We start from the raw sequence: 22,633 nt of genomic DNA on the forward strand, positions 1-22,633 counted from the left end.
AGGACTACGTTCGACGTGAAAAAATCCACCACTAAAAACAACAAACTTCCCTGGTTGCCGCTGGCACTCGCGCTGGCGGTCAAGGTTGCGATGCCCCAGGCTTTTGCGGCCGATGCCATTCATATTCGGGCGCAGCCATTGGGTCAGGCCTTGAGTGAGCTGGGCCAGCAAACGTCGTTGCAGGTTTTTTTCAGCCCTGAACGGGTGGCCGGCAAGCAGGCGCCAGCGGTGGACGGCAATATTTCGCCGGAGGAAGCGCTGCGCCAGTTGTTGCAAGGCAGCGGCCTGCAATACCGGATCGATGAAGGTTCGGTGACTTTGTTGCCAGCCCCGACGGCGGTGGCCAGCGGTCCGCTGGAATTGGGCGTGACCGACATCAAGGTGGTCGGCGACTGGCTCGGTGACGCCGATGCCGCCGTGGTGCAGAACCACCCGGGCGCGCGGACCGTGATCCGCCGCGAAGCGATGATCGAACAGGGCGCGATGAACGTCGGCGATGTGCTGAAGCGCATACCGGGTGTGCAAGTGCAGGAGGCCAATGGCACCGGTGGCAGCGATATTTCCCTGAACGTCGGCGTTCGCGGCCTGACGTCGCGTCTGTCACCACGCTCCACCGTGCTGATCGACGGCGTGCCTGCCGCGTTCGCGCCATACGGCCAGCCGCAGCTGTCCATGGCACCGATTTCCTCTGGCAACCTCGACAGCATCGACGTGGTGCGCGGTGCCGGTTCCGTGCGTTACGGACCACAGAACGTTGGCGGTGTGATCAACTTCGTGACCCGCGCGATCCCGGAAAAAGCCTCGGCGGAAATCGGCACTACCCTGGAAACCTCCCAGCACGGCGGCTGGAAGCACATCGACACGTTATTTGCCGGCGGCACCGCCGACAACGGCATGGGCGTGGCGCTGTTGTATTCGGGTGTCAACGGCAACGGCTACCGTGAGCGCAACAACGGCAACGACATCGACGACGTGATGCTCAAGACCCATTGGGCGCCCACTGATGTGGACGATTTCAGTCTCAATTTCCACTATTACGACGCCAGCGCCGACATGCCCGGCGGCTTGACCCAGGCGCAATACGACGCCGATCCGTTCCAGTCCGACCGCAATAACGACAACTTCAGCGGCCGCCGCAAGGACGTGTCGTTCAAGTGGATCCGCCAGCTCGACGACCGCACCCAGGCCGAAGTGCTGACCTATTACACCGACAGTTTTCGCGGCAGCAACATCGCTGCCCGCGATCAGAAAACCATCGGTTCGTTTCCGCGTACCTACTACACCTTCGGCATTGAACCACGGGTGTCCCATGTGTTTGACGTCGGCCCGACCACCCAGGAAGTCAGTGTCGGTTATCGCTATCTGAAAGAGGCCATGCACGAAGAGGCCAGCCGTCTGGCGCTGAACAGCGCCAACGAACCGGTGGCGCGTCCGGGTTCCGATGGCCATGTCTACCAGGACCGTACCGGCGGCACCGAGGCCAACTCGGTGTACGTCGATAACAAGATCGACGTTGGCAACTGGACCGTCACCCCCGGCATTCGCTTTGAACACATCAGCACCGACTGGCATGACCGCCCGGTACTCGACACCGCCGGCCGGCCTGTACCGGAAAAGAACCGCAGCATCGAAAGCAACGAGCCGTTGCCGGCGCTGAGCGTGATGTATCACATCTCCGATGCGTGGAAACTGTTCGCCAACTACGAAACCTCGTTCGGCAGCCTGCAGTATTTCCAGCTTGGTCAGGGCGGCACGGGTGACAGCACCGCCAACGGCCTGGAGCCGGAAAAAGCCAAGACCTACGAAATCGGCACGCGCTACAACGATGAGGTGTGGGGCGGCGAAGTGACGCTGTTCTACATCGACTTCGATAAAGAGTTGCAGTACATCAGCAACGATGCGGGCTGGACCAACCTTGGCGCGACCACTCACCGGGGTGTTGAAGCGTCGGTGCACTACGACATGGCCGCCTTGGACCCGCGTCTGGAGGGCCTGACCGCCAACGCTGGCTTCACCTACACCCGCGCCGTCTATGAAGGCGAGATTCCGGACTTCAAGGGCCGCGACCTGCCGTTCTACTCGCGCCAGGTGGCCACCGCTGGCCTGCGCTACGACATTGATCGCTGGACCTATAACGTCGATGCCTTCGCCCAGTCCAAACAGCGCTCGCCGGGCGTGGCTGTGAATGCCGACGGTAGCTTCACCAACAACTACATCACTGAAGGCACTGCCGATGGCCAGTACGGCGACATTCCGGGCTACGTCACCTGGAACGTGCGTGGCGGCTATGACTTCGGTCCGCAGGTGTCGAACCTGAAGGTCGGCGCGGGGGTGAAAAACATCTTCGACAAGCAGTATTTCACCCGCTCCAGCGATAACAACGCGGGCATGTACGTGGGTGCGCCGCGTACGTTCTATGTGCAGGCCAGCGTGGGGTTCTGATAGACCGGGGAGCGTTGATCGCTGGCAAGCCAGCTGCCACAGGATCGTAGTCGTACACCTAAGCTGTGTGCACCGCGAACTCTGTGGGCGCCGGCTTGCCAGCGATGCCCTCAGACTTTCAACACCTTCCCGCCAATCGCCACCGCCACCAGCAACACGGCCATCAGGCCAAAGGCAAAACTCAAACTGGCCGCATGGGCGACAAAGCCGATCACCGCAGGCCCCGCAAGAATTCCTGCATAACCCAACGTGGTAATGGCCGGCACGGCGACGCTTTCCGGCATGACGGTTTGCTTGCCCACGGCGGTGTACAGCACCGGTACGATGTTCGAGCAACCGGCGCCGAGCAGCGCATAACCGGCCAGCGCCGCTTCCCAGCTTGGGGCAAAGGTCGCCAGACACAGCCCGGCTGCTGCTGTCAGTCCACCGAACACCATCACCCGTGTGGCGCCCAACCGCCGAACGATTTTGTCACCGGTCAAACGTCCGGCCGTCATGGTCAAGGCAAACGCTGCGTAACCAAGCCCTGCATACGCCTTATCAATTCCCCGCTCTTGCGCCAGAAACACTGCGCTCCAGTCCAGCGCAGCACCCTCGGCGAGGAACACGATGAAGCACATGCCGCCGATGAACAGCACGATGCCATGGGGAACGGCGAACGCCGGCCCGGAACTGTCGCTGCCGTAGGGCAACATGTGTGGCGCAGCTTTCAGCAGTGCAGCCAGCAGCAGGACGATCACCACCAGCATCGCGCCCAGCGGCGACAATCCCAGGCCAAGCAGGCCACTGACACCCCCCGCGCCGACGATCCCGCCGAGGCTGAACAGACCGTGAAACCCCGACATCATGTTCTTGCCGCTGGCGCGTTCGACGATAACGGCTTGCAGGTTGACCGTTGAATCCACCGTGCCGAGCCCCGCGCCGAACATAAACAGCGTGCCGATCAAGGCCGGAATCGATGACACCGTGGCCAGCAGCGGAAGCGCCGCGCAGATCAGCAGCGTCCCGCCAGTCGCCACTTTGCGGCAACCGAAGCGCGTGGCGAGGATCCCGGCCATCGGCATCGCCAGAATAGAGCCCACTCCCAGGCACAGCAGCAACAGCCCCAGCGTGCCTTCATCCAGCCCGGCCCGCGCCTTGGCGTACGGCACCAACGGCGCCCACGCGGCGATGCCGACACCCGCGATAAAAAAGGCGATGCGCGTGGACATTTGTTCCAGGCGCCCGGGAACGAAGAGCGGTGGGGAGTTGATGGCGGTCATGAAAAATCCTTGTTAACGCAGCTGACGGTGTGCAGACCGTCATCCTTGCACATCAGTTCAGCTGTCGCGACCTCGAAGGCTGCCCACAACCCTTGTTGCTGCGCGCTAGAACGTTCCCCGGGTGACGCTGGCCGTGCCACTGGTGAACCTGACATTCGGGCCGGGTTGCCAGCGTACGGTGTCGTTGTTGCGCATGATGCATTTCCATTCGATGGCCTGGTTTGCGGGCAGGTCGATGACCCGCGTCCAGCGGCGCTCTTGCGGGTTGTACGTCAAGGCAATGGCATGGCGCGGGTCCCATGCGCCCAGTTCCAGCGACGAGCCCACGGCGTAAACGGTTTCGTCGAGGATGGTATCGGCATAGTCGCAATTGAAATCAACGCCAATCAGCGCTTGTGCGGCCGGCGTGCTCCAGATGCGGATTTTACCGCCGTCCCATGTCAGTACCGGTTGACCCATGCCTTCCGGCAGTTTCGTCAAATCCGAATCGAGTGCGATCACCAGGCTTTTACGGGTGCCGGTCGTCGTGGCAACCATTCCGCTGTACTGCGTATGAAAGTCGATCCCGGAGTCGGCCTTGATGCCAGCGTCCTTGCGTAATCGGATTAACTGGCGGATCAACTCGCCGCGTTGCCAGTCGTACATGTCCGACCAGAACACCGCCGGTGTGCCGGGGCTGCTGAGGATGTAGGCGTAGGCCTGGTTGCGGCGCTCCTCCGGCAATGGCCAATGATGTTGGCCCTGAAACGGCCCCGGTGAGTAACCGGTGTCGTGGTTGTCAACAAAGGTCACGGCGATTTTTCGCCATGCCGGGTTCGGGTTGCCATTGAGCCCGTGTCGCCATTGGTTGAGGTTGCCGTTTTGCATGCGTTCCTTGAGTGCAAAGTCGAACACTGTGCAGCGCGAGCGGTCCGACCAGTCCTTGAGCGCATCTTGCCAACTGGCCTTGCGGCGCCAGTCACCTTCGGGGTATTCATCGGGGCCTTTCCACATCTCGCCGACGCAAAATTGCCGTTCGCCAAATACCTGCATCCAACGGTCAACCGTTTCCGGTGCATAGCCTCGGACAAAGTCAAAGCGCAGGCCCTTGGCACCGTACTGATCGCGCAGGTTGATGAGTTCCTTTTTGAACGCGTCGAATACCTCACTGTTGGCCGTGTTCAGATCGGCCGTGCCGTCCATGAACGCATCGCCTTCATCGCATTGCGCGCAGTCGTGGCGCCATTCGTTTCGGCCCCTGGGGAACAACGCGTAAACGGCTTTATCGCTCATGTGGTTGGGCACGATGTCGTACACCACATTCACGCCGGCCTGATTCAAGGCACTGGCCGCCTGCCGCAATTGCGCATCTCCACCGTAGCGGCTGGTCTTGTCGAAACTGTGCCAGAAGTAGCCTTCGCCTCCACCTTCGGCCGTAGGTGTTTTCCACTCGGACACATCGCTCCAGGGCGGTGGCAACCACACGGACGTGAAGCCATCGCCAGCGATCTGACCTGCCATGCGCGCCAGCACGTCGTACCATGTTTGCGGCGCGTTGCGGCTGGAGTTCCAGTGAAAACCCTGCAACAGGATTTCCTCCCCGCTGCCATTGCGCACCGGTTCGTCGGCGATGACCACGCCGTGCAAGGTCAGCGTTATTAACAGGCAAGGCAGGGAAACGTGCTTCATTTTGACACCGGGCAAAAGTGACCAGTGTTCTATTCTGAGCGGGAGCGCGTGGGTTGTCTGCTGTCATAAATGACAGGTGGTGGCATTCATTCGCGATAAAAAACGGGAGCGCGGTAACCCCGGCTCTGTCTCGACAGCGTTTGCTGTGATCTCGCGTGTGGCCCTAAAGTACCGGCTCTTGGCTGGCTGACCTCAGGACCGAAACATGACGCGGCTTTACGATGCACGAGGCAACATCTACAGGGTGGTGGCGCCGCAAGCGCTGCGCAGCCAAGGCATAGACTTGCCGGATCAAGCCAGCCAGGCTGCGCAAACCCGCGAGGGCTGGGCATTGGCGGCTATCGAGGCGTGCTGTTCCTGGGCGCCGGGCGAGCAGCCTCCCGGCAGCAAGGATCATCGCAGTGATGGTTTGCTGGTTGGTCCGTTCCAGTCCTTGCCACCCTTCGACGTGTTGATCGTCAACACCGATGGCACGCTTGCCGAACGCAGTGGCAACGGCCTGACGATCTTCTCCCAAGCGCTGAGTGACCAAGGGCTATTGCCCCGGGACCAGGCGTGCGTGCTCAGGGTTCATCATGACAAGACCGATTTGGTTTCACCGGGGGAAACGTCGGTGAAGGCGGCGCAGGTCGACGGGGTGCAAGGCTTCTGGCTCGATTTGGGGCAACCGGCTTTCGGCCCGCAGGCGGTGAGTGCGCAGGGCGTTGAAAGCGTGACGTTCAAGGGTCGTGAGCTGAGCCATGTGCTGCCGTTGGCAGCGTTGAACGGCGCGTGGACGCGCAGTCAATTTGCGCGGGTGGGTAATCCGCATTGCGTGACGCTGGTGGACCGCGCGGATGCGTTACCGAGCAATGAACAAATGCGCGAGCCGGTGTTGGACGAAGGGCTGACACGCATCGCCTATGCCATGCCAACCGGTGCAGGACAACCGTGCCCGGCGGGGATCAATCTCCAATGGGCGATGCATGAGGGCGGGCAGTGTGTGACCGCGCGGGTATTCGAGCGCGGCGAAGGGCCGACAGCATCGTCGGGCACCAGCGCCACCGCGGTGGCGTGTGCGGCGTGGCGGGTGGGTTGGGTGAGTGCCGGAGAGGTGAGGGTGACGATGCCCGGTGGTACGGCGCCAATCCTGCTGGAGCAAGAGCGGGGGGAATTGAGTCGGGTCAGCCTGTTTGGTACGGCTCGGTTGGTGAGTTGACTCTGATGTCGCCGTTTTCGGATCGCCACCCAGAGTAAACCCGGCACCTGTGGACATGTCCTACAGAAATCTGACAGAGCGACATAGGAAAGGTCTTTTTCACTGTATTCAGGACGTGTAAGTCAAATCATTCTTTATAGAGAAAGTTGTAGATTTGCTCATGACGGAGTTGACTTCCAACTCCACTGCCAAGGAACGGTGGCATGGCATTTGATGCTTTTTTGAAAATCAATGGTATCCCGGGTGAAGCGCTTGATGAGCAACACAGGGATTGGATCGAAATTACCGGCTACCGCTTCGGCACCCAGCAGGGAACCTCGGCTACGGCCAGTTCTGCGGGGGGCGCTTCTTCCGGGTGTACCACCGTTTCCGATTTTACGTTTACCAAAACCCTGGATAAATCCAGTAGCAAACTCCTGGAAGCCAGTTGCGCAGGTGAACATCCGAAAGATGTTGTATTGAGGTTGCACCGCGCAGGAGGCGAAAAACTCAAGTACTTCGAGATTCAGCTGGAAGAGGTAATCATCTCCAGTTATTCGCAAGTTGCAAATGATGGAGTCCCTACTGAAACGATCAGCCTTGATTACGGGCGCATAAAAACGATCTACACCCAGCAAAAACGTACGGACGGCGCAGGCGGCGGAAACGTGGCCGGTGGGTGGGATCGTATTGCAAACAAAAAATGCTCGTGAGGTTTAGCTGATGTCAAAGGCCTACATTTTTATCAATGAGCATGTGCAGCCATATTCATATTTAAAGTCGAATTTGAATCTTGGGAAGAAATCCAGTGTCAAGTTTGATGTGCTGAATTCGCATGTAGTCAATACAGTTGTATTGCCCGGCGAAATAATCATTGTTGGTGATGATTCAGTATCGATCTGCACCGCCGAAGAAGCGTTTTATATGCGCAAAGCGTTGGAAGTCCATTTGGCGATTATGACTAATGGAATGCAGAGTGATGGTTTTTTAGTTGAAAATCACGAGCTTTTGACAAGGATTCTTGGTTATTCATCCGTAGGGATTGGCGCGGTGGGGGGCGCCTGGAGCAAGCACCTGGATGGCATCAAGAAAACCCTCGAAAATATTGAAACCGCTCATGGTGAACTTCCCAGAAGTGGTGGCGCTGGCAGTCGAGACGCTTTTTATGCAAAGCGTAAGGCGCTATTTGAGAAGCTTGATGGTCAATTAAAAAGCTTTGCCCGATTTGGGTCCGGTTTACGTAACCAAGGCTCGATCAAGGACATGCTGGGCATCTCCACCAAAAGCTACCTGCATACAGGAACCATAGCCGGCTACGCTGAAACCATTAATGGCGTGGCGAAAGCTTCGAGCCTCATGAAAAAGGGTACATATCTTGGAGTCGGTCTGAGTGTCACCGCGACAGGTGCCTCAATTTATAATGCATGCACGACTGGGCGTGAGGATCAATGCAGGAAAGCTAAATATGTAGAAGGAGGGAAGTTGTCCGGGGGCCTGTTTGGTGGATCTTTCGGAGGAATGGTTGGGGGGCTCGCAGCGTCAGCCGGATGTGCCGTTGCCATCGGAGTCGTTACCGGCGGGGCCGGCGCACTAGCTTGCTCGGTAGTAGGGAGTGGACTAGGCGGTTGGGCAGGAGGAGAGGTCGGTGGGAAAATGGGTGAGAGGGGCGGTGACTTAATCTATGAGTATTTTGAATAATGACAGTTTTTCTGGGTTTTATTTCATTGTTTTTAATATTTTCGATGTTTTTAGTCTTGGTGTGGATATTTCTGTTTTCCAGTCGATACACGGAAATTGTAGAGGGTTACTTGGATAAAAGTAAGTTTGTGGTTAATAATCGTGAAGCATTTTCGGGGTTGGGGTTGATTGGTAGCGCTATGAGGAATGGATCGATTGCATTAATGTTCCTTTGTCCCCGCGTATTCGAAAGACGTGGCTTGATAGAAAAAGACGAACTGTTGAATTTACCGCTAGACCTTAAGCGAAAGTTAATAGCGCCGTGGATTGTAGGTGGAGTGGTTTTTTTTGCAATGTTAGTCATAAGAATTTTTTTCGTTTGATTTTTTAAATTTGGTTGTCGGTGGTTTTTCATTGCGGTGTATTTCGGATGAAGCGTTTGAGTGCTGGCAGAAATGAGTGATTCAGTGCTTCTGTTAATAATACTGTTCATATACTTTATGGCATTTGTAGCTATTTTTTGGATGTTGATATTTTCTTATCGGTACACGGAGTTGATTGAGGAGTGTTTAAGTAAAAGTCGATTTGTAGCGAATAATCGTGAGGCATTCTCTGGTTTGGGTCTGATTGGAAAAGTTCTCAGGAATGGATCGGTAGCAACAATGTTTCTGATTCCTCGGTTATGCGAAAAACGGGGTCTTATAGAAAAGGATGAGTTGTTGAAATTGCCGCCAAACCTTAAGCGAATGTTGATAATTTCTTATGTCATGGGAGGGGTGTCGTTTTTTGCAATGCTCGTTATTCGATTTTTTTATGCTTGATGATTTGTTTTGTGGTCTTCAGGTTCTATGATTAATAGGGGCAAATTGATGGAGTGTTGCAGGGATTGATTTAAATATGGTGAGAGAAGCGAAAGTCGTTTGTGAGTTACTGCCAAGGTGAGTGATATTGCGTTTGCGATTATTTCGACATTAATCATGGTTGCCATGTTTGTAGTAATGTGCTGGCTGTTTTTATCTTGTTATCGATTTACGGAGATAATAGAGGGTTATCTAAGTGATAGTAAAATCGTGCAGCATAATCGAGCCGTATTTGAAAGTGTGGGATTAATTGGGACGGTTATCAGGAATTGCTCCATAGCATTAATATTTTTGATCCCTAAACTCTGCGAGAGACGTGGCCTTATAGAAAAAGACGAGTTATCCAATTTGCCTGTTTACCTTAAGCGAAGGCTGTTAGCGCCTTGGATTGCAGGAGGTGTATTGTTTTTTGCAATGTTTGTTCTTTGGCTTTTTTTTGTTTGATTTTTACTTGTCTTTGTTGATTGTGGCTGGCGGATTCGGTGCGCAAGCTTGAGTGGCTGTAGGGAGTGAAGTAGGCGGTTTGGCAGGAGGAGAGAGGGGTGGAGATATGGGTGAGAAGGGGGGACGTAGATTATGAGTATTTTCAAAGATGACGGTTGTTTTGGGTTTTATTTCATTGTTCTTAATATTCTTGATGTTTTTAGTCTTGGTGTGGATATTTCTGTTCTCCAGTCGATACACGGAAATAATAGAAAGTTACTTAGATAGAAGTAAGTTCGTGGTAAATAATCGTGAAGCATTCTCTGGTTTGGGTCTGATTGGGAAGGTACTCAGGTGTGGGTCGATTGCAACAATTTTTTTGATACCCAGGTTATGCGAAAAACGCGGTCTTATAGAAAAGGATGAGTTGTTGAATTTACCGCTAGACCTTAAGCGGAAGTTGATAGCGCCGTGGATTGTAGGTGGAGTGGTGTTTTCTGCGATGCTAGTCCTTAGATTCTTTTTCGTGTGATTTTTACATTTGGTTATCGCCAGTTTGACGCCACGGTACATAACCGATGACGAATCGACGAGCGATGACCCAAATGGATTTAAAGCCGAAGATCAATCCAGCCCGGGGAACTTCACCACCGGCATCGTTCGCTTCATCAACACCTTGCCCCCACGTACCGAATACAGCGGCAACCCCTGGCTGCGGATCACCTCGTAGTCATTTTCGGCGGAAAGAATCAGCAGGTTCGCCGGGCGGCCCGGTTCCAGTCCGTAGCGGTCACCTAGGGCGAGGGCCTTGGCGCTGTTGTCGGTCACCAGATCCAGCGCACTTTGCAGGTTGCGATAACCGAGCATGTGGCAAATGTGCAACCCCGCTTCGAGTACTCGCAAAATGTTGCCGTTACCCAGTGGATACCACGGGTCGACGATCGAGTCCTGGCCGAAACACACGTTCATGCCGGCTTCGAGCAGCTCGTTGACCCGGGTCACGCCCCGGCGTTTCGGGAAATTATCGAAGCGGCCCTGCAGGTGGATGCTCTCCGTGGGGCATGAAACGAAACTGATGCCCGAATGCCCGAGCAGACGAAACAGTTTGGCGCAGTAGGCGTTGTCGTAGGAGCCCATGGCTGTGGTGTGGCTGGCGGTGACCCGCGAGCCCATGTCGCGGCTGCGGGCTTCTTCGGCGAGCACTTCGAGAAAGCGTGAGTGCGGGTCGTCGGTTTCATCGCAGTGCACGTCCACCAGGCATCCGGTGCGTTCGGCCAGGTCCATCAGGAACTTTACCGAACTGACGCCCTGATCGCGGGTGTACTCGAAATGCGGGATGCCGCCGATCACGTCGGCGCCCATGTGGATTGCTTCCTCCATCAAGTCCCGGCCGTTGCGATAAGACTCGATGCCTTCCTGGGGGAACGCGACGATTTGCATGTCCACCAGGTGCCGGCTTTCCTCGCGCACTTCGAGCATCGCTTTGAGGGCGGTCAGCTGCGGATCGGTGACGTCGACATGGGTGCGCACGTGCTGGATGCCGTGGGCCGCCAGGTCCTGGATGGTTTTTTTCGCCCGGGTCTTGGTGTCTTCCAGGGTGATGGTCGCCTTGCGCTCGCCCCAGCATTCGATGCCCTCGAACAGCGTGCCGCTCATGTTCCAGCGCGGTTCGCCGGCGGTCAGGGTCGCGTCGAGGTGGATGTGCGGCTCGACGAAGGGCGGCACCACCAGATTGCCGCCGGCATCCAGATCGTTCGGGCCCAGGGTCGGCGCCTCGATCTGGCGGGCGACGTTGCTGATCAGGCCGTTTTCCAGGTGCAACTCATGCAGGCCTTCCTGGTTGCGCAACCGGGCGTTGATGATGTGCATCAGGAGCGTCCTTTTAGAGGTTCAATACCCTTACGTTAGCCCGGTTGATCGGCGCAGATCAAATGTGGTTGCGAGCCTGGTCGCTCCCACAGGAGATTGGCTTTGGTCAGGCGGATTTTAGCAGGGGCAAGAATCTCAATAGCGCTGCGATGATGGCCTCGGGGGCATCTTCCTGCACCAGGTGCCCGGCGTTGGGGACCGGATGGAATTGCGCGCCGGGTATCAGTTGCTGCAAGGCGCGCCCGCGTTCGATGGGAATCCACTGATCGTCCTCACCCCACAGAATCTGCACCGGGCAGCGAATGGTCGGGTACAGGCTCTCAGCCTCGCGGGTGTAGCGCTCGTCCATCTGCGCAATCTGCCGGTAGAACGCCGCTTGGCCGGGATCACCGAGCCAGGGTTGCACGTAGGGTGCGAGTTCGTTGTCGGGGATGTCGCGCTTGATTGCCCCGCGAATATAGGTCGGCACGATGGCCCGCTGGATGTAATCGGGCAGGCCGCTGAACGCCGCCTCATGCTGTCGCACATGCTGCACGAAAGGTGAGCCCCAAGGTGTCAGCGCCACCGGGTCGATCAGCGTCAGGCTGCGGTAATCCTTCCCGTTGAGCAGATGTGTGCGCAAGGCGGTCGCGCCGCCAAAGTCATGGGCGACGACGTCGGGGCTGACCAGACCCCAGTGCTCCAGCAACTGCGCGAGCAATTCGTTCTGAACGCCCAGGGATACGTCGCCATCGATTTTTTCCGACTGCCCATAGCCCAGCAGATCGAAATAGTGCACCCGGTGGGTGGTGATGAAGTGCGGCGCAATCCGGTGCCAGACATAGGAAGAGAAGGGCGTGCCATGCACGAACACCAGTGGCGGGCCATCGCCACGCACGGCGTAGCGAACGGAGTGCCCTTTGAAGCGATAGGTTTGAGCCAGTGGCCATTCAGTCATGTGCGTGTCCTCTTGGCGGGTGCGAGCCAAAAAGCATAGGCATAAAAAAACAGCCAATGAAGGCTGTTTTCCGGTTCTCGGACAAAACGCATTTCCCCTTGCAGGGAAGTCGCTTTATTCGCCGCGGTAGATGCAACCGCTGGTGCACGTCTCGTGAATGCGAATCGCGCTGAGTTCCGGCAGCAGGGGTTTGAGTTCAGCCCAGATGAATTTGGCCAACACTTCACTGGTCGGGTTTTCCAGGCCAGGAATGTCGTTCAGGTAGTTGTGGTCCAGACGCTCATACAACGGCTTGAAGATCGCCTTGATCTCCGAGAAGTCGCGGATCCAGCCCGTATGCGGATCGAGGTCGCCGCTCAGGTGAATCGCCACTTTGAACGAGTGGCCGTGCAGGCGTCCGCACTTGTGGCCGTCCGGGACGTGGGGCAAGCGGTGGGCGGATTCGAAGGTAAACTCTTTGAAAATTTCCACAGTGTTTTCAGCTCTGTTCAGGTGACGTTCGCCGTAGCGATTCGGGCAGGCGGCGAGTTTACCAGCTTGTCTTGACTAAAGGGTCAGCAAGCGCTCGCCAAGGCGACCGTTGGCCGCCAGTTCGAGAAACTCATCGCCCAGCCGACGGCTTTCATCCATCGCCGTACGCCAGTATTTCTGCCGGCTCGGGGCGTCACCCATGAAGCGTTTGAAGTCGTTGCGGTCCGGCAGTTTGCCGTAGGGCAGGCGCGCCAGGTATTCCCTGGACGGCGCCAGCAACAACACATTCTGCAGGCGTGCCGGGCAGGCGCGCCGCCAGGGCAGGGTCTTGTCGAACCAGCCGGGAATCACCCGGTCGGTGAAATGCGGATAGAGCACGATGTCATCGCCGCTGTAGGGCAGGTCGAGGTGGTAGTCGAGCAGGCCGCCGTCGCGAAACATGCCGGCGCCAGCCCCCGGCAGATCACGAACGCCTTCCATCACCATCGGGATCGACCCGGACGCGAGCAGGGCCTGGCGCAGATTGCCGGCATCCAGGGCAACGAATCGCGACGGGAAATCGTGCAGCGCATCGAGCGGTGGCGCCAGGCGCGGGTCGTGGATGATCAGTCGCTCGAAATGCCGCGATAGCCGGGCACGGCCGCGCAGGTTATCGGCAATCACCGATGACAGGCCCAAGCCCAGGCGACCGCGGTGATCGTCCGCGAGCAGGCCGTGGCTTTTGACCACCATGATGTTCAGGCGGTAATGGGGGTTGTCGAGCAGGGCGGCATCGCGGCCGTCGAGCAAGTCATCAAGCATGCGCCGCGAGCTCTGGCTAATCTGCGCCATGGTCACGCCCTTGGCGAAATTTTGCTCGGTGTAGAGGTGACCGAGGCGGCGAATACCTTCGGCCGCGTCCGGCAGGCAGGCACTGGCGAAGCGCCAGGACCCCACCGACGCCCCGATCAGCGAGCGCTCCCGTGGCGCCGACGGCAACCACTGGCCGAACAACGCCAGGTCCAGCCCCTGAATCCCCAACGCCTTCGGGCCACCGGCAGCGCCCGGTAATGTGCCGACATCCGCAGCTTTCAAGCCGTTTTCACGAATGCGCGCCAGGGCACGCGGCCCGGCCTTGAGCGTCAGGGAGGGGAACTTGATGTGGATGGCGGTCATACCGGTCTCTATGTCTGGCAAGCAGTTAATTATGTGACAGCTTGCTGTGGCCAATGATGGCAATTCAGTTTCAATTAAGTTCTTATCGCTAAGGTGGCCCCCGTAGGCAACACATAAAAGAATACGGAGACACCCATGAAAACCCTGACTGCCCTGTTCACCGCGTCCATCCTCACGCTTACCACCAGCATCGCCCACGCGCGCGATCTGGGGCCGGATGAAGCCTTGAGACTGCGCGACGCTGGTACCATTGTGTCGTTCGAAAAGCTCAACGCCACCGCATTGGCCAAACATCCGGGTTCCACCGTCACCGAAACCGAGCTGGAAGAAGAGTACGGCAAGTACATCTACCAGATTGAACTGCGCGACCCGCAGGGCATCGATTGGGATCTGGAATTAGACGCTGTCAGTGGGCAAGTACTCAAGGATCATCAGGATTCGTAATGACGCTGTTTTCTTTTACACGGTGGCGCATCGGCAGCCGATGGGCGCTGGCGCTGCTGGTTGTTGGCTCAGTGGCGATGGCCCGCGACCTCGACCAGGACGAGGCCCTGCGCCTGCGCCAACAGGGCGTGATCTTGCCGCTCGAGCAACTGTTGCAGCAGGCGCTGGACCGCTATCCCGGAGCGAAACTGCTGGAAGCCGAGCTCGAAGAGAAGCACGAGATCTATATTTATGAAGTCGAGTTGCTCACCACCGAAGGCGTCGTCCGCGAGCTCGACCTCGATGCCGCCACGGGCCGTTTATTGAAAGACAAGGAAGATTGATCGATGCGTTTGCTTCTGGTGGAAGATCACGTGCCCCTGGCCGACGAAGTGTTGGCTGGCCTGAATCGCCAAGGGTATGCGGTGGACTGGCTGGCCGATGGTCGCGACGCAGTGCATCAGGGCAGTACCGAGCCCTATGACCTGATCATTCTCGACCTCGGTTTGCCGGGGGTGCCGGGCCTCGACGTGCTGGCCCAATGGCGCGCCGGCGGTCTGGCGACGCCGGTGTTGATCCTCACCGCGCGCGGTTCCTGGTCCGAACGCATCGAGGGCCTGAAGGCCGGTGCCGACGATTACCTGACCAAACCGTTCCATCCCGAAGAACTGCATTTACGCATCCAGGCCTTGTTGCGCCGCTCCCACGGTCAGGTCAATCAACCAACGTTAAAAGCCGCAGGGCTGCATCTGGATGAGGGCCGTCAATGCGTGGTTCGCGATGGCGCGGACATTCAGCTCACCGCTGCCGAGTTTCGCTTGCTGCGGTATTTCATGCTGCACCCCGAACAAATCCTTTCCAAAAGCCACCTCGCCGAACACCTCTACGACGGTGAAACCGAGCGCGATTCCAACGTGCTGGAAGTCCACGTCAATCACCTGCGGCGCAAACTCGGCAAAAGTGTGATCGAAACCCGTCGCGGCCAGGGTTACCTCTTTGGCGGGCAAGCGCGTTGAGGTCGATCCAGCGGCGCTTGAGCCTGGGCCTGATCAGCGTGATGGTGATTGTCGGCCTGATACTGGCGCAAACCAGTTTGTGGCTGTTTGAAATGGGCTTGCAGCGCTACCTCGAGGCCGGGTTGCGCAACGACAGCGAGAACCTGCTGGTGGCACTGGCGCGCGGCCCGCAGGGATTGCAGCTGGATGAACGACGCTTGTCACCGGCCTATCAACGGCCGTTTTCCGGCCACTACTTCCGTATCGATTTTGCCGACAGCCACTGGCGTTCCCGTTCGTTGTGGGACCAGGAGCTGCCGCGACTCGAGCATCCCGGCCTGCACAGCAACCTGCAACTGGGGCCGGAGGGGCAGCAGTTGCTGGTGTTGCGCTCGGACTATCGACGCCTCGGCCAGTCGATTTCCATCAGCGTGGCGCAGGATTACACGCCGGTGCGCGAGAGCTTCCAGCGGATGCGGCAGGTGGGGTTGGGATTGGGCCTGGCGGGGTTGCTGCTGATTCTGCTGTTGCAACGGGTCACCGTGCGCCGCGCCTTGCGCCCCCTGGAAAAGGCCCGCGAGCAGATCGCGCAACTGCAACAGGGCCAGCGCTCGCAACTGGATGAGCAAGTGCCGGTGGAACTGGAACCGCTGGTGGCGCAGATCAACCACCTGCTGGCCCACACGGAAGACAGTCTCAAGCGCTCGCGCAATGCGCTGGGCAACCTCGGCCACGCTTTGAAAACTCCGCTGGCGGTGCTGTTGAGCCTGGCCTCGAGCGAGCAACTCGACGCGCACCCGCAACTGCGCAAGGTGCTCAAGGCGCAGTTGGAGCAGGTGCAGCAGCGGCTCAATCGCGAACTCAATCGCGCTCGCTTGTCCGGCGATGCACTGCCGGGTGCGCTGTTTGACTGCGACGCCGAGCTGCCGGGGTTATTGGCGACACTGAACATGATTCACGGTGAACACCTGAACCTGAGCTGCCGCGCCCCGGCCGGGCTGCAACTGCCGTGGGATCGCGAGGATCTGCTGGAGCTGCTGGGCAACCTGTTGGACAACGCCTGCAAATGGGCGGACGCCGAGGTCCGGCTGAGTGTGGTCGAGACGGCGAACGGCTTTGAGCTGAGTGTGGAAGATGACGGGCCGGGGATTCCCGAAGACCAGCGCGATCAGGTGTTCAGCCGCGGTACACGGCTGGATGAACAGACTGACGGGCATGGTTTGGGATTGGGCATCGTGCGCGACATCGTCGACACCTGGGGCGGTTTTTTGCGCTTGGAAGAAAGCGAGTGGGGCGGGTTGAAAGTGCTGATCGAACTGCCAAAACGCTGAAATCAAGAATGTTGCACAACCTGTGGCGAGGGAGCTTGCTCCCGCTGGACTGCGCAGCAGTCCCCTTTTTTGGGGCTGCTTCACAGCCCGGCGGGAGCAAGCTCCCTCGCCACAAGGTCAGTGTCAGGTTTGACGCTATGTGTGATGAATCTCCCGATCCTTGGTTTCCGGCATGAAGAAAATCCCCAGAACTGCCGTCATCACCGCGATCACAATGGGATACCACAACCCGTAATAGATATCCCCGGTGGCCGCCACCATGGCGAATGCCACCGTCGGCAGGAAACCGCCGAACCAGCCATTGCCGATGTGATAGGGCAGGGACATCGAGGTGTAGCGGATGCGCGCCGGGAACAGCTCCACCAGCCATGCGGCGATCGGGCCGTACACCATGGTCACGTAGATCACCAGGATGGTCAGGAGCAACAGCACCATTGGATTGTTGGTCTTGGCCGGGTCCGCCTTCTCGGGGTAACCGGCTTCCTTGAGGGCGGACGCGAGGGTGGCGGTGAAGGCATCGTTGCGGGCCTTGAAATCGGCGGCCGGCATGCCGGTGCCCTCGAAGCTCTGGATCACTTTGTCACCAATGCGCACCTGCGCCACGGCCCCAGGCTCGGCTTTCTCATTCTTGTAAGGGATCGCCCGTTTGGCCAGTACGGTCTTGGCCAGGTCACAGGAACTGGTGAATTTGGCCTTGCCCACCGGGTCGAACTGGAACGAACACTGGTCGGGATTGGCGACCACCGTGACCGGGTTTTTCTCCTGTGCGATGAAGACATCGGGGTTACCGTATTGGGTCAGCGCATGGAAGATCGGGAAGTACGTGAGCGCAGCGAGGATGCAGCCGGCCATGATGATCCCTTTGCGGCCGATGCGATCGGACAGGCTGCCGAAGATCACGAAGAACGGTGTGCCGATCAGCAGTGAACCGGCGATCAGCAAGTTGGCGGTCTGCGCGTCGATCTTCAGCGTTTGCAGAAGGAAGAACAGCGCATAGAACTGCCCGGTGTACCAGACCACGGCCTGGCCGGCCGTGCCGCCGAGCAGGGCCATGATGACAATCTTGAGGTTGTCCCAGCGGGCGAAGGACTCTGTCAGCGGCGCTTTGGACGCCTTGCCCTCGGCCTTCATTTTCATGAACACCGGCGACTCGCTCAGTTGCAGTCGGATGTACACCGAAACGGCCAGCAGCAGGATCGACAGCAGGAACGGAATCCGCCAGCCCCAGGCCTCGAAGGCTTCATTGCCCAGGATGGTGCGGCAGGCAAGGATCACCAGCAGCGAAAGAAACAGGCCGAGCGTTGCGGTGGTCTGGATCCATGAGGTGAAATAACCGCGTTTGCCCTTGGGGGCATGTTCGGCCACGTAGGTCGCCGCACCGCCATACTCGCCGCCCAGCGCCAGGCCTTGCAGCAGGCGCAGGGTGATGAGAATGATCGGCGCTGCCACGCCGATGGTCGCGTAGCCCGGCAGGAAGCCCACAATCGCCGTGGAGACACCCATGATCACGATGGTGATGAGGAAGGTGTGTTTGCGCCCGATCATGTCACCCAACCGGCCGAACACAATCGCGCCGAATGGCCGCACGGCAAAACCGGCAGCGAAGGCGAGCAGGGCGAAGATGAAGGATGTGGTCTCGTTGACGCCGGCGAAGAAGTGCTTGGCGATGATCGCGGCGAGGGAGCCGTAAAGGTAAAAGTCGTACCACTCGAAGACGGTGCCCAAGGACGAGGCGAAGATGACCTTGCGTTCCTCCTTGGTGACGCTGTGGTTGGATGAGCTGCCCGTGCTTGTATCGTCGATTGCCGCCATGAGATTTCTCCGTTTTTCTTGTTGTAGGCCGGAGCACCTCTCATTTATTACCGTACCCGGGCCTTGGGACACAGACTGACGGCCTCGCATCGCTGCAAGGTATCCTGAAGCATAATCGGCTTTGGGTAGATATCCACTCGCCATCATTGAGCACGGCAGCGATGGACTTTTCAGAACTGTAGAAGCGAGCCTGCTTGCGATAACGGTGTATCAGACACATTTGATACTAAATGTGTCGCCACCATCGCCAGCAGGCGGGCTGGCCCTCACAGCGGATCACTGGGGCTTAAACGCGGAACTGATCCATCAACCCCTGCTGATGATTGGCCAGGCAATTAAGCGACTGGCTCACCCGCGCCGATTCACTGGCCTGCCCCGACAGCGACTCAGTCACATCGCGGATGGTCGCGACGTTGTTGTTGATCTCCTCGGCGACCGCGCTTTGCTCTTCAGCGGCACTGGCGATTTGCAGGTTCATGTCGCTGATCACGGTCACTGCCTCGCCAATCTGCCGCAATGCCGTCACGGCCTGGCCGACCTGCTCGACACTGCTCTGGGCCTGCCGATGGCTGTTGCCCATCGACCCCACCACGTTCTGGGTGCCGCTTTGCAATTGCTCGATCACCAGCCGGGTTTCCTCGACGGATTCCTGGGTGCGCCGCGCCAGGTTGCGCACTTCATCGGCCACCACGGCAAACCCGCGCCCGGCCTCACCGGCACGGGCCGCTTCGATGGCGGCGTTGAGGGCCAGCAGGTTGGTCTGTTCGGCGATGGCGCGGATCACTTCGAGCACCGAACCGATCTTTTCGCTATTGGCCGCCAGACCTTCGACCTGCACCATCGCCGCGCTCATGTCGGCGGCGAGGTTGTCGATGCTGGCGGTGGTGCGGTCGATCACGGTCAGGCCCTGGCGGGTCGCCTGATCAGCATCCCGGGCGGCTTGCGCCGCCTGGGCCGCGCTGCGGGCCACGTCCTGGGCAGTGGCGCTCATTTCGTGGGACGCGGTGGCGACCTGATCCACCTGACGGAATTGCTGCTCCATGCCGGCGCTGGTCTGGGTGGCGATGGCGGACGACTGGTCCGCCGTGCTGCGCGCGTCCTGTACCGAGCGTTTGACCTCGGCGATGATCGGTTGCAGCTTGTCGAGGAAGCGGTTGAACCAGCCCGCCAATTGGCCCAGTTCATCCTGCTTGCCGTAGGCCAGGCGGCGGGTCAGGTCACCTTCGCCGCTGGCGATGTCCTCGAGCATGTGCGCCACGCCCAGAATCGGTCTGGTCACGCTGCGGGCCATCAGCCACACCAGTACGAGTCCGATCAAAGCGGCGAGCACACCCAGCCCCAACTCGGTCAGCGTGCCGGCGGTGTTGCTGTCATCCAGTTGCTTTTTCAGGGCTTCGGCGGGGCCGACCAGCACTTTCTCCGGGACGTCGAGCAACACGCCCCAGGATTTGCCGCCGGGGATCGGCTGAAACGGCGACAACACTTTAAGCTGTTGATTGCTGTGCAGGCTGGCGGTCTGGCTGCTGGTCGCGAGGGTGCGTATCAACTCGGCACCGTTGGTGGGATCGATGGCTTCCAGACGCTGACTGAGTTTGCCGGCGTCCGGGCTGTGGCCGGCGAGCAGGCCGGCAGGGCTGACAATGCTGACGGTGGTCTGGCCATCGTAGAGTTTCTGGCTGGCGCCCTGACTGAGGGTTTGCAAGCGGTTGAGGTTGATGTCCACCGATAACGAAGCGATCACCTTGCCATTGACCATCAGCGGGAAAACGATGCTGGTCATCAGCACTTTCTGGCCGCCGATCATATAAAAGTAGGGTTCGATCACGCAGGGCTTGAGGCTGGTGCGCGGGCAGGTGAACCAGGCATTGGCCGGGTCGCCGCTGGGGCCGGTGCTGGTATCGGTCATGTCGCTTTCCGGCAGCGCCATCGACGTTACCTTGCCCGGCGAAGGCTGCGACCAGTACAGGGCGAAGCGGCCTTTGTCGTTGCTGCCCAATTCGTCCTGGCCGCTGAACAGTTCGTCCTTGCCGTCCAGCCCGTTGGGCTCAAACACCAGGGACAAACCCAGCAGTTCCGGGTTGGCTTGCAGGGCCGATTTGACTTGACGGGTCAGGTCTTCGCGCAAGTCGAAGGCATCGAGGAAGCGCTTCTCGGCCTGATCCCGCAGAAACAGCACCTGACGGGAGAACCCATGCCCGTATTGATAGGCGTCCATGAACTGCTGGCGAATGACCAGCGCCTGGTTTTCACCCTGGGACTCGATCCGCGCCTGGGCCGCTACAGTCAGCATCTCCATGCTGGAGGCTTTCACCAACGCGGAGCTGTGCTCCATGCGATACAGCGAAAGACCCACCAGCAGGGTCACGATGCCCGCCAGGCACAGCCCGGCCAGCAGGGTGATTTTCCATTGAATGGAAAGTTGTCTGAGCGACATGGAGGCGTCCTTATTCGATAAATATCTGAGACTTTGCACTTTAACGGCCGGGCTCCGTGTTTCTTTATCTCCTCCTGCAAAAGCACACGCTCGGCTTTGACAAGACGGTAGCGGTCCGGCACAGTGCGCGCCCTCTAATAAAACCCATACTTCAATCCGCTGGCGGCCCATGCGAGCTGCCGACCGGACTCTTTCCGTTTGTGTCGAGGTAATGAAATGAATGCAGTAATTGCCGCGGTTGGCGTCATGCTGGTACTCAGTCTGTCCCGCGTGCATGTGGTGATTGCGCTGATCGTGGGTGCGCTGGTGGGCGGTTTGACCGGTGGCCTGGGCATCGACGCGACCCTCAAAGCCTTCAACAGCGGCCTCGGCGGCGGGGCGACCGTGGCGTTGTCCTACGCGCTGCTCGGTGCTTTCGCGGTGGCGATTGCCAAGTCCGGCATGGCCCATGCGCTGGCCGACAAGGTGCTGGCGATGGTCGATCGCCAGCACGCCACGGGCGGTGGCCAGGTCAAATGGTTGTTGATCGGTCTGCTCTGGGTCGTGGCCATTGCCTCGCAGAATATCTTGCCGATACATATCGCCTTCATTCCATTGCTGGTGCCGCCGCTTCTCTACGTGCTGACCAAGCTGCAACTGGATCGCCGGTTGATCGCCTGTGTGATTACCTTCGGCCTGATCACCCCGTACATGTTCCTGCCGGTGGGCTTCGGCAACATTTTCCTCAATGAAATCCTGCTGGCCAACGTCGCCCGCAGTGGCGTGGACATCAGCGGCATCAACGTCACCCACGCCATGGGTATTCCGGCGCTGGGCATGGTGGCGGGCTTGCTGATCGCGTTCATCAGTTACCGCAAGAAGCGTGTCTACGACCTGAAAAAGATCGAGCAAGTCGAGCAGGTTGCGGTGCGGTACAACCCGATGAGCCTGATGGTGGCGGGTGCGGCGATTGCCGCAGCCTTCATTGTCCAGTTGCTGCTGGATTCGATGATTATTGGCGCGCTGGCCGGTTTCCTGATTTTCTCGGTCTCGGGCATCGTCAAATGGCGCGACACCGACGACCTGTTCACCGAAGGCATGAAGATGATGGCGATGATCGGCTTCATCATGATCGCCGCCTCGGGCTTCGCCGAAGTGATGAAGGCCACCGGCGAGGTGCAGACGCTGGTCGAATCGTCGGCCGCGTACATCGATCACAGCAAAGGCATCGGTGCCTTGCTCATGTTGCTGGTGGGCTTGCTGGTGACCATGGGCATCGGCTCGTCGTTCTCCACGGTGCCGATCCTGGCGGCGATTTTTGTGCCGTTGTGCGTGCAACTTGGCTTCAGCCCGATTGCCATCGTGTGCATCGTCGGCACCGCCGGCGCCCTCGGTGACGCCGGTTCGCCGGCTTCGGACTCGACCCTCGGCCCGACCTCCGGCCTGAACATCGACGGCCAGCACCACCACATCTGGGACACCGTGGTCCCGACCTTCCTGCACTACAACCTGCCGCTGCTGGCGTTTGGCTGGGTGGCCGCGATGGTGCTGTAACCCCGCAATCCATCCTGTGGGCGCGAGCCTGCTCGCGAAAGCGTCGGCACTTTCAGCATCTATGTGACTGACAGGCCGTCATCGCGAGCAGGCTCGCTCCCACAGCGACCGCGTTCAACTTTTGAATTGGCCTGCCGTTAAAGCTTTTAACCACGCCAACAAAA

General features: G+C 58.8%; 17 protein-coding genes and 1 pseudogene. 9 read left to right on the forward strand and 9 right to left on the reverse strand.

Translation table 11 applies throughout. The annotated features are described in order from the left end of the window. Positions 1-15: 15 nt before the first annotated feature. Positions 16-2,442 (forward strand): TonB-dependent siderophore receptor, encoded by a 2,427-nt coding sequence (locus BVK86_RS21060; protein WP_075948249.1) that lies wholly within the window; start codon positions 16-18, stop codon positions 2,440-2,442. Positions 2,443-2,552: 110 nt separating this feature from the next. Here the strand turns inward: BVK86_RS21060 and BVK86_RS21065 are convergent, their stop codons facing one another. Both BVK86_RS21065 and BVK86_RS21070 read right to left on the reverse strand, forming a co-directional pair. Continuing rightward, on the reverse strand, positions 2,553-3,704 hold the full coding sequence (locus BVK86_RS21065) for an MFS transporter (protein ID WP_075948250.1): 1,152 nt from the start codon (positions 3,702-3,704) through the stop codon (positions 2,553-2,555). A 105-nt stretch (positions 3,705-3,809) separates the two neighbouring features. Then, the gene (locus BVK86_RS21070) at positions 3,810-5,372 is read right to left on the reverse strand and encodes a glucan 1,4-alpha-maltotetraohydrolase domain-containing protein (RefSeq protein WP_075948251.1); all 1,563 of its coding nucleotides are present in this window, start codon (positions 5,370-5,372) and stop codon (positions 3,810-3,812) included. 205 nt (positions 5,373-5,577) lie between these two features. Between BVK86_RS21070 and BVK86_RS21075 the strand changes: the two genes are divergently transcribed. From BVK86_RS21075 to BVK86_RS21085, 3 genes are all read left to right on the forward strand, one after another. Next, complete coding sequence (locus BVK86_RS21075) at positions 5,578-6,570, forward strand: diaminopimelate epimerase (RefSeq protein ID WP_075948252.1); 993 nt, start codon at positions 5,578-5,580, stop codon at positions 6,568-6,570. A gap of 203 nt (positions 6,571-6,773) precedes the next feature. Continuing rightward, positions 6,774-7,262, forward strand: a complete 489-nt coding sequence (locus BVK86_RS21080; protein ID WP_075948253.1) for an Hcp family type VI secretion system effector — start codon at positions 6,774-6,776, stop codon at positions 7,260-7,262. A gap of 10 nt (positions 7,263-7,272) precedes the next feature. Next, a complete protein-coding gene (locus tag BVK86_RS21085; protein WP_075948254.1) occupies positions 7,273-8,247 on the forward strand; it encodes a hypothetical protein in 975 nt (324 codons plus the stop codon). A 1,886-nt stretch (positions 8,248-10,133) separates the two neighbouring features. Here BVK86_RS21085 and codA read toward each other — a convergent pair. The 4 genes from codA to BVK86_RS21120 form a co-directional block, all read right to left on the reverse strand. Beyond that, positions 10,134-11,378 (reverse strand): cytosine deaminase, encoded by a 1,245-nt coding sequence (gene codA, locus BVK86_RS21105; RefSeq protein ID WP_075948258.1) that lies wholly within the window; start codon positions 11,376-11,378, stop codon positions 10,134-10,136. 106 nt (positions 11,379-11,484) lie between these two features. Beyond that, positions 11,485-12,315 carry an alpha/beta fold hydrolase gene (locus BVK86_RS21110; protein WP_075948259.1) on the reverse strand — a complete coding sequence of 277 codons (831 nt, stop codon included), beginning with the start codon at positions 12,313-12,315 and terminating at the stop codon, positions 11,485-11,487. A 114-nt stretch (positions 12,316-12,429) separates the two neighbouring features. Beyond that, positions 12,430-12,786 carry a 6-carboxytetrahydropterin synthase QueD gene (gene queD / locus BVK86_RS21115; protein WP_008056290.1) on the reverse strand — a complete coding sequence of 119 codons (357 nt, stop codon included), beginning with the start codon at positions 12,784-12,786 and terminating at the stop codon, positions 12,430-12,432. A gap of 75 nt (positions 12,787-12,861) precedes the next feature. Beyond that, on the reverse strand, positions 12,862-13,941 hold the full coding sequence (locus BVK86_RS21120; protein WP_075948261.1) for a hypothetical protein: 1,080 nt from the start codon (positions 13,939-13,941) through the stop codon (positions 12,862-12,864). A gap of 135 nt (positions 13,942-14,076) precedes the next feature. Here BVK86_RS21120 and BVK86_RS21125 point away from each other — a divergent pair, with 135 nt between their 5' ends. From BVK86_RS21125 to BVK86_RS21140, 4 genes are read left to right on the forward strand one after another with little or no spacing between them, the layout of a single operon-like run. Further along, a complete protein-coding gene (locus BVK86_RS21125; RefSeq protein WP_075948262.1) occupies positions 14,077-14,385 on the forward strand; it encodes a PepSY domain-containing protein in 309 nt (102 codons plus the stop codon). Then, positions 14,385-14,708 (forward strand): PepSY domain-containing protein, encoded by a 324-nt coding sequence (locus BVK86_RS21130; protein WP_075948263.1) that lies wholly within the window; start codon positions 14,385-14,387, stop codon positions 14,706-14,708. Before BVK86_RS21125 ends, BVK86_RS21130 begins: the two co-directional genes overlap by 1 nt. A gap of 3 nt (positions 14,709-14,711) precedes the next feature. Beyond that, the gene (locus tag BVK86_RS21135; RefSeq protein ID WP_075948264.1) at positions 14,712-15,380 is read left to right on the forward strand and encodes a response regulator transcription factor; all 669 of its coding nucleotides are present in this window, start codon (positions 14,712-14,714) and stop codon (positions 15,378-15,380) included. Continuing rightward, positions 15,377-16,690: a sensor histidine kinase gene (locus BVK86_RS21140; RefSeq protein WP_075948265.1), complete on the forward strand. Its 1,314-nt coding sequence runs from the start codon at positions 15,377-15,379 to the stop codon at positions 16,688-16,690. Before BVK86_RS21135 ends, BVK86_RS21140 begins: the two co-directional genes overlap by 4 nt. A gap of 135 nt (positions 16,691-16,825) precedes the next feature. On the opposite strand, the gene BVK86_RS21145 is transcribed toward BVK86_RS21140, so the two are convergent. From BVK86_RS21145 to BVK86_RS30600, 3 genes and pseudogenes are all read right to left on the reverse strand, one after another. Then, entirely contained in the window at positions 16,826-18,502 is a 1,677-nt protein-coding gene (locus BVK86_RS21145) for an MFS transporter (RefSeq protein WP_075948266.1), read from the reverse strand. Between the two features lie 286 nt (positions 18,503-18,788). Then, positions 18,789-19,544 (reverse strand): methyl-accepting chemotaxis protein, encoded by a 756-nt coding sequence (locus tag BVK86_RS30595; protein ID WP_408002993.1) that lies wholly within the window; start codon positions 19,542-19,544, stop codon positions 18,789-18,791. 102 nt (positions 19,545-19,646) lie between these two features. Then, positions 19,647-21,212: pseudogene (locus BVK86_RS30600) on the reverse strand (PDC sensor domain-containing protein); the annotation flags it as partial. Between BVK86_RS30600 and BVK86_RS21155 the strand changes: the two are divergent. Continuing rightward, positions 21,153-22,469, forward strand: coding sequence for a Na+/H+ antiporter family protein (locus tag BVK86_RS21155; protein WP_075948268.1), 1,317 nt, complete (start codon positions 21,153-21,155; stop codon positions 22,467-22,469). The pseudogene BVK86_RS30600 and the gene BVK86_RS21155 overlap by 60 nt on opposite strands. Positions 22,470-22,633: the final 164 nt, after the last annotated feature.

Origin of the sequence: Pseudomonas reinekei, from assembly GCF_001945365.1 — a bacterium.
Taxonomy (GTDB): Bacteria; Pseudomonadota; Gammaproteobacteria; order Pseudomonadales; family Pseudomonadaceae; genus Aquipseudomonas; species Aquipseudomonas reinekei.

Excerpts from the sequence above, each read along its gene's own strand:
- BVK86_RS21085 (WP_075948254.1), top strand. The coding sequence starts at position 7,273 with ATGTCAAAGGCCTACATTTTTATCAATGAGCATGTGCAGCCATATTCA.
- BVK86_RS21135 (WP_075948264.1), top strand. The coding sequence starts at position 14,712 with ATGCGTTTGCTTCTGGTGGAAGATCACGTGCCCCTGGCCGACGAAGTG.
- BVK86_RS21110 (WP_075948259.1), bottom strand. The coding sequence starts at position 12,315 with ATGACTGAATGGCCACTGGCTCAAACCTATCGCTTCAAAGGGCACTCC.
- BVK86_RS21070 (WP_075948251.1), bottom strand. The coding sequence starts at position 5,372 with ATGAAGCACGTTTCCCTGCCTTGCCTGTTAATAACGCTGACCTTGCAC.
- BVK86_RS21125 (WP_075948262.1), top strand. The coding sequence starts at position 14,077 with ATGAAAACCCTGACTGCCCTGTTCACCGCGTCCATCCTCACGCTTACC.
- BVK86_RS21080 (WP_075948253.1), top strand. The coding sequence starts at position 6,774 with ATGGCATTTGATGCTTTTTTGAAAATCAATGGTATCCCGGGTGAAGCG.
- BVK86_RS21065 (WP_075948250.1), bottom strand. The coding sequence starts at position 3,704 with ATGACCGCCATCAACTCCCCACCGCTCTTCGTTCCCGGGCGCCTGGAA.
- BVK86_RS30595 (WP_408002993.1), bottom strand. The coding sequence starts at position 19,544 with ATGGAGCAGCAATTCCGTCAGGTGGATCAGGTCGCCACCGCGTCCCAC.
- BVK86_RS21130 (WP_075948263.1), top strand. The coding sequence starts at position 14,385 with ATGACGCTGTTTTCTTTTACACGGTGGCGCATCGGCAGCCGATGGGCG.
- BVK86_RS21155 (WP_075948268.1), top strand. The coding sequence starts at position 21,153 with ATGAATGCAGTAATTGCCGCGGTTGGCGTCATGCTGGTACTCAGTCTG.
- codA (WP_075948258.1), bottom strand. The coding sequence starts at position 11,378 with ATGCACATCATCAACGCCCGGTTGCGCAACCAGGAAGGCCTGCATGAG.
- BVK86_RS21145 (WP_075948266.1), bottom strand. The coding sequence starts at position 18,502 with ATGGCGGCAATCGACGATACAAGCACGGGCAGCTCATCCAACCACAGC.
- BVK86_RS21120 (WP_075948261.1), bottom strand. The coding sequence starts at position 13,941 with ATGACCGCCATCCACATCAAGTTCCCCTCCCTGACGCTCAAGGCCGGG.
- BVK86_RS21075 (WP_075948252.1), top strand. The coding sequence starts at position 5,578 with ATGACGCGGCTTTACGATGCACGAGGCAACATCTACAGGGTGGTGGCG.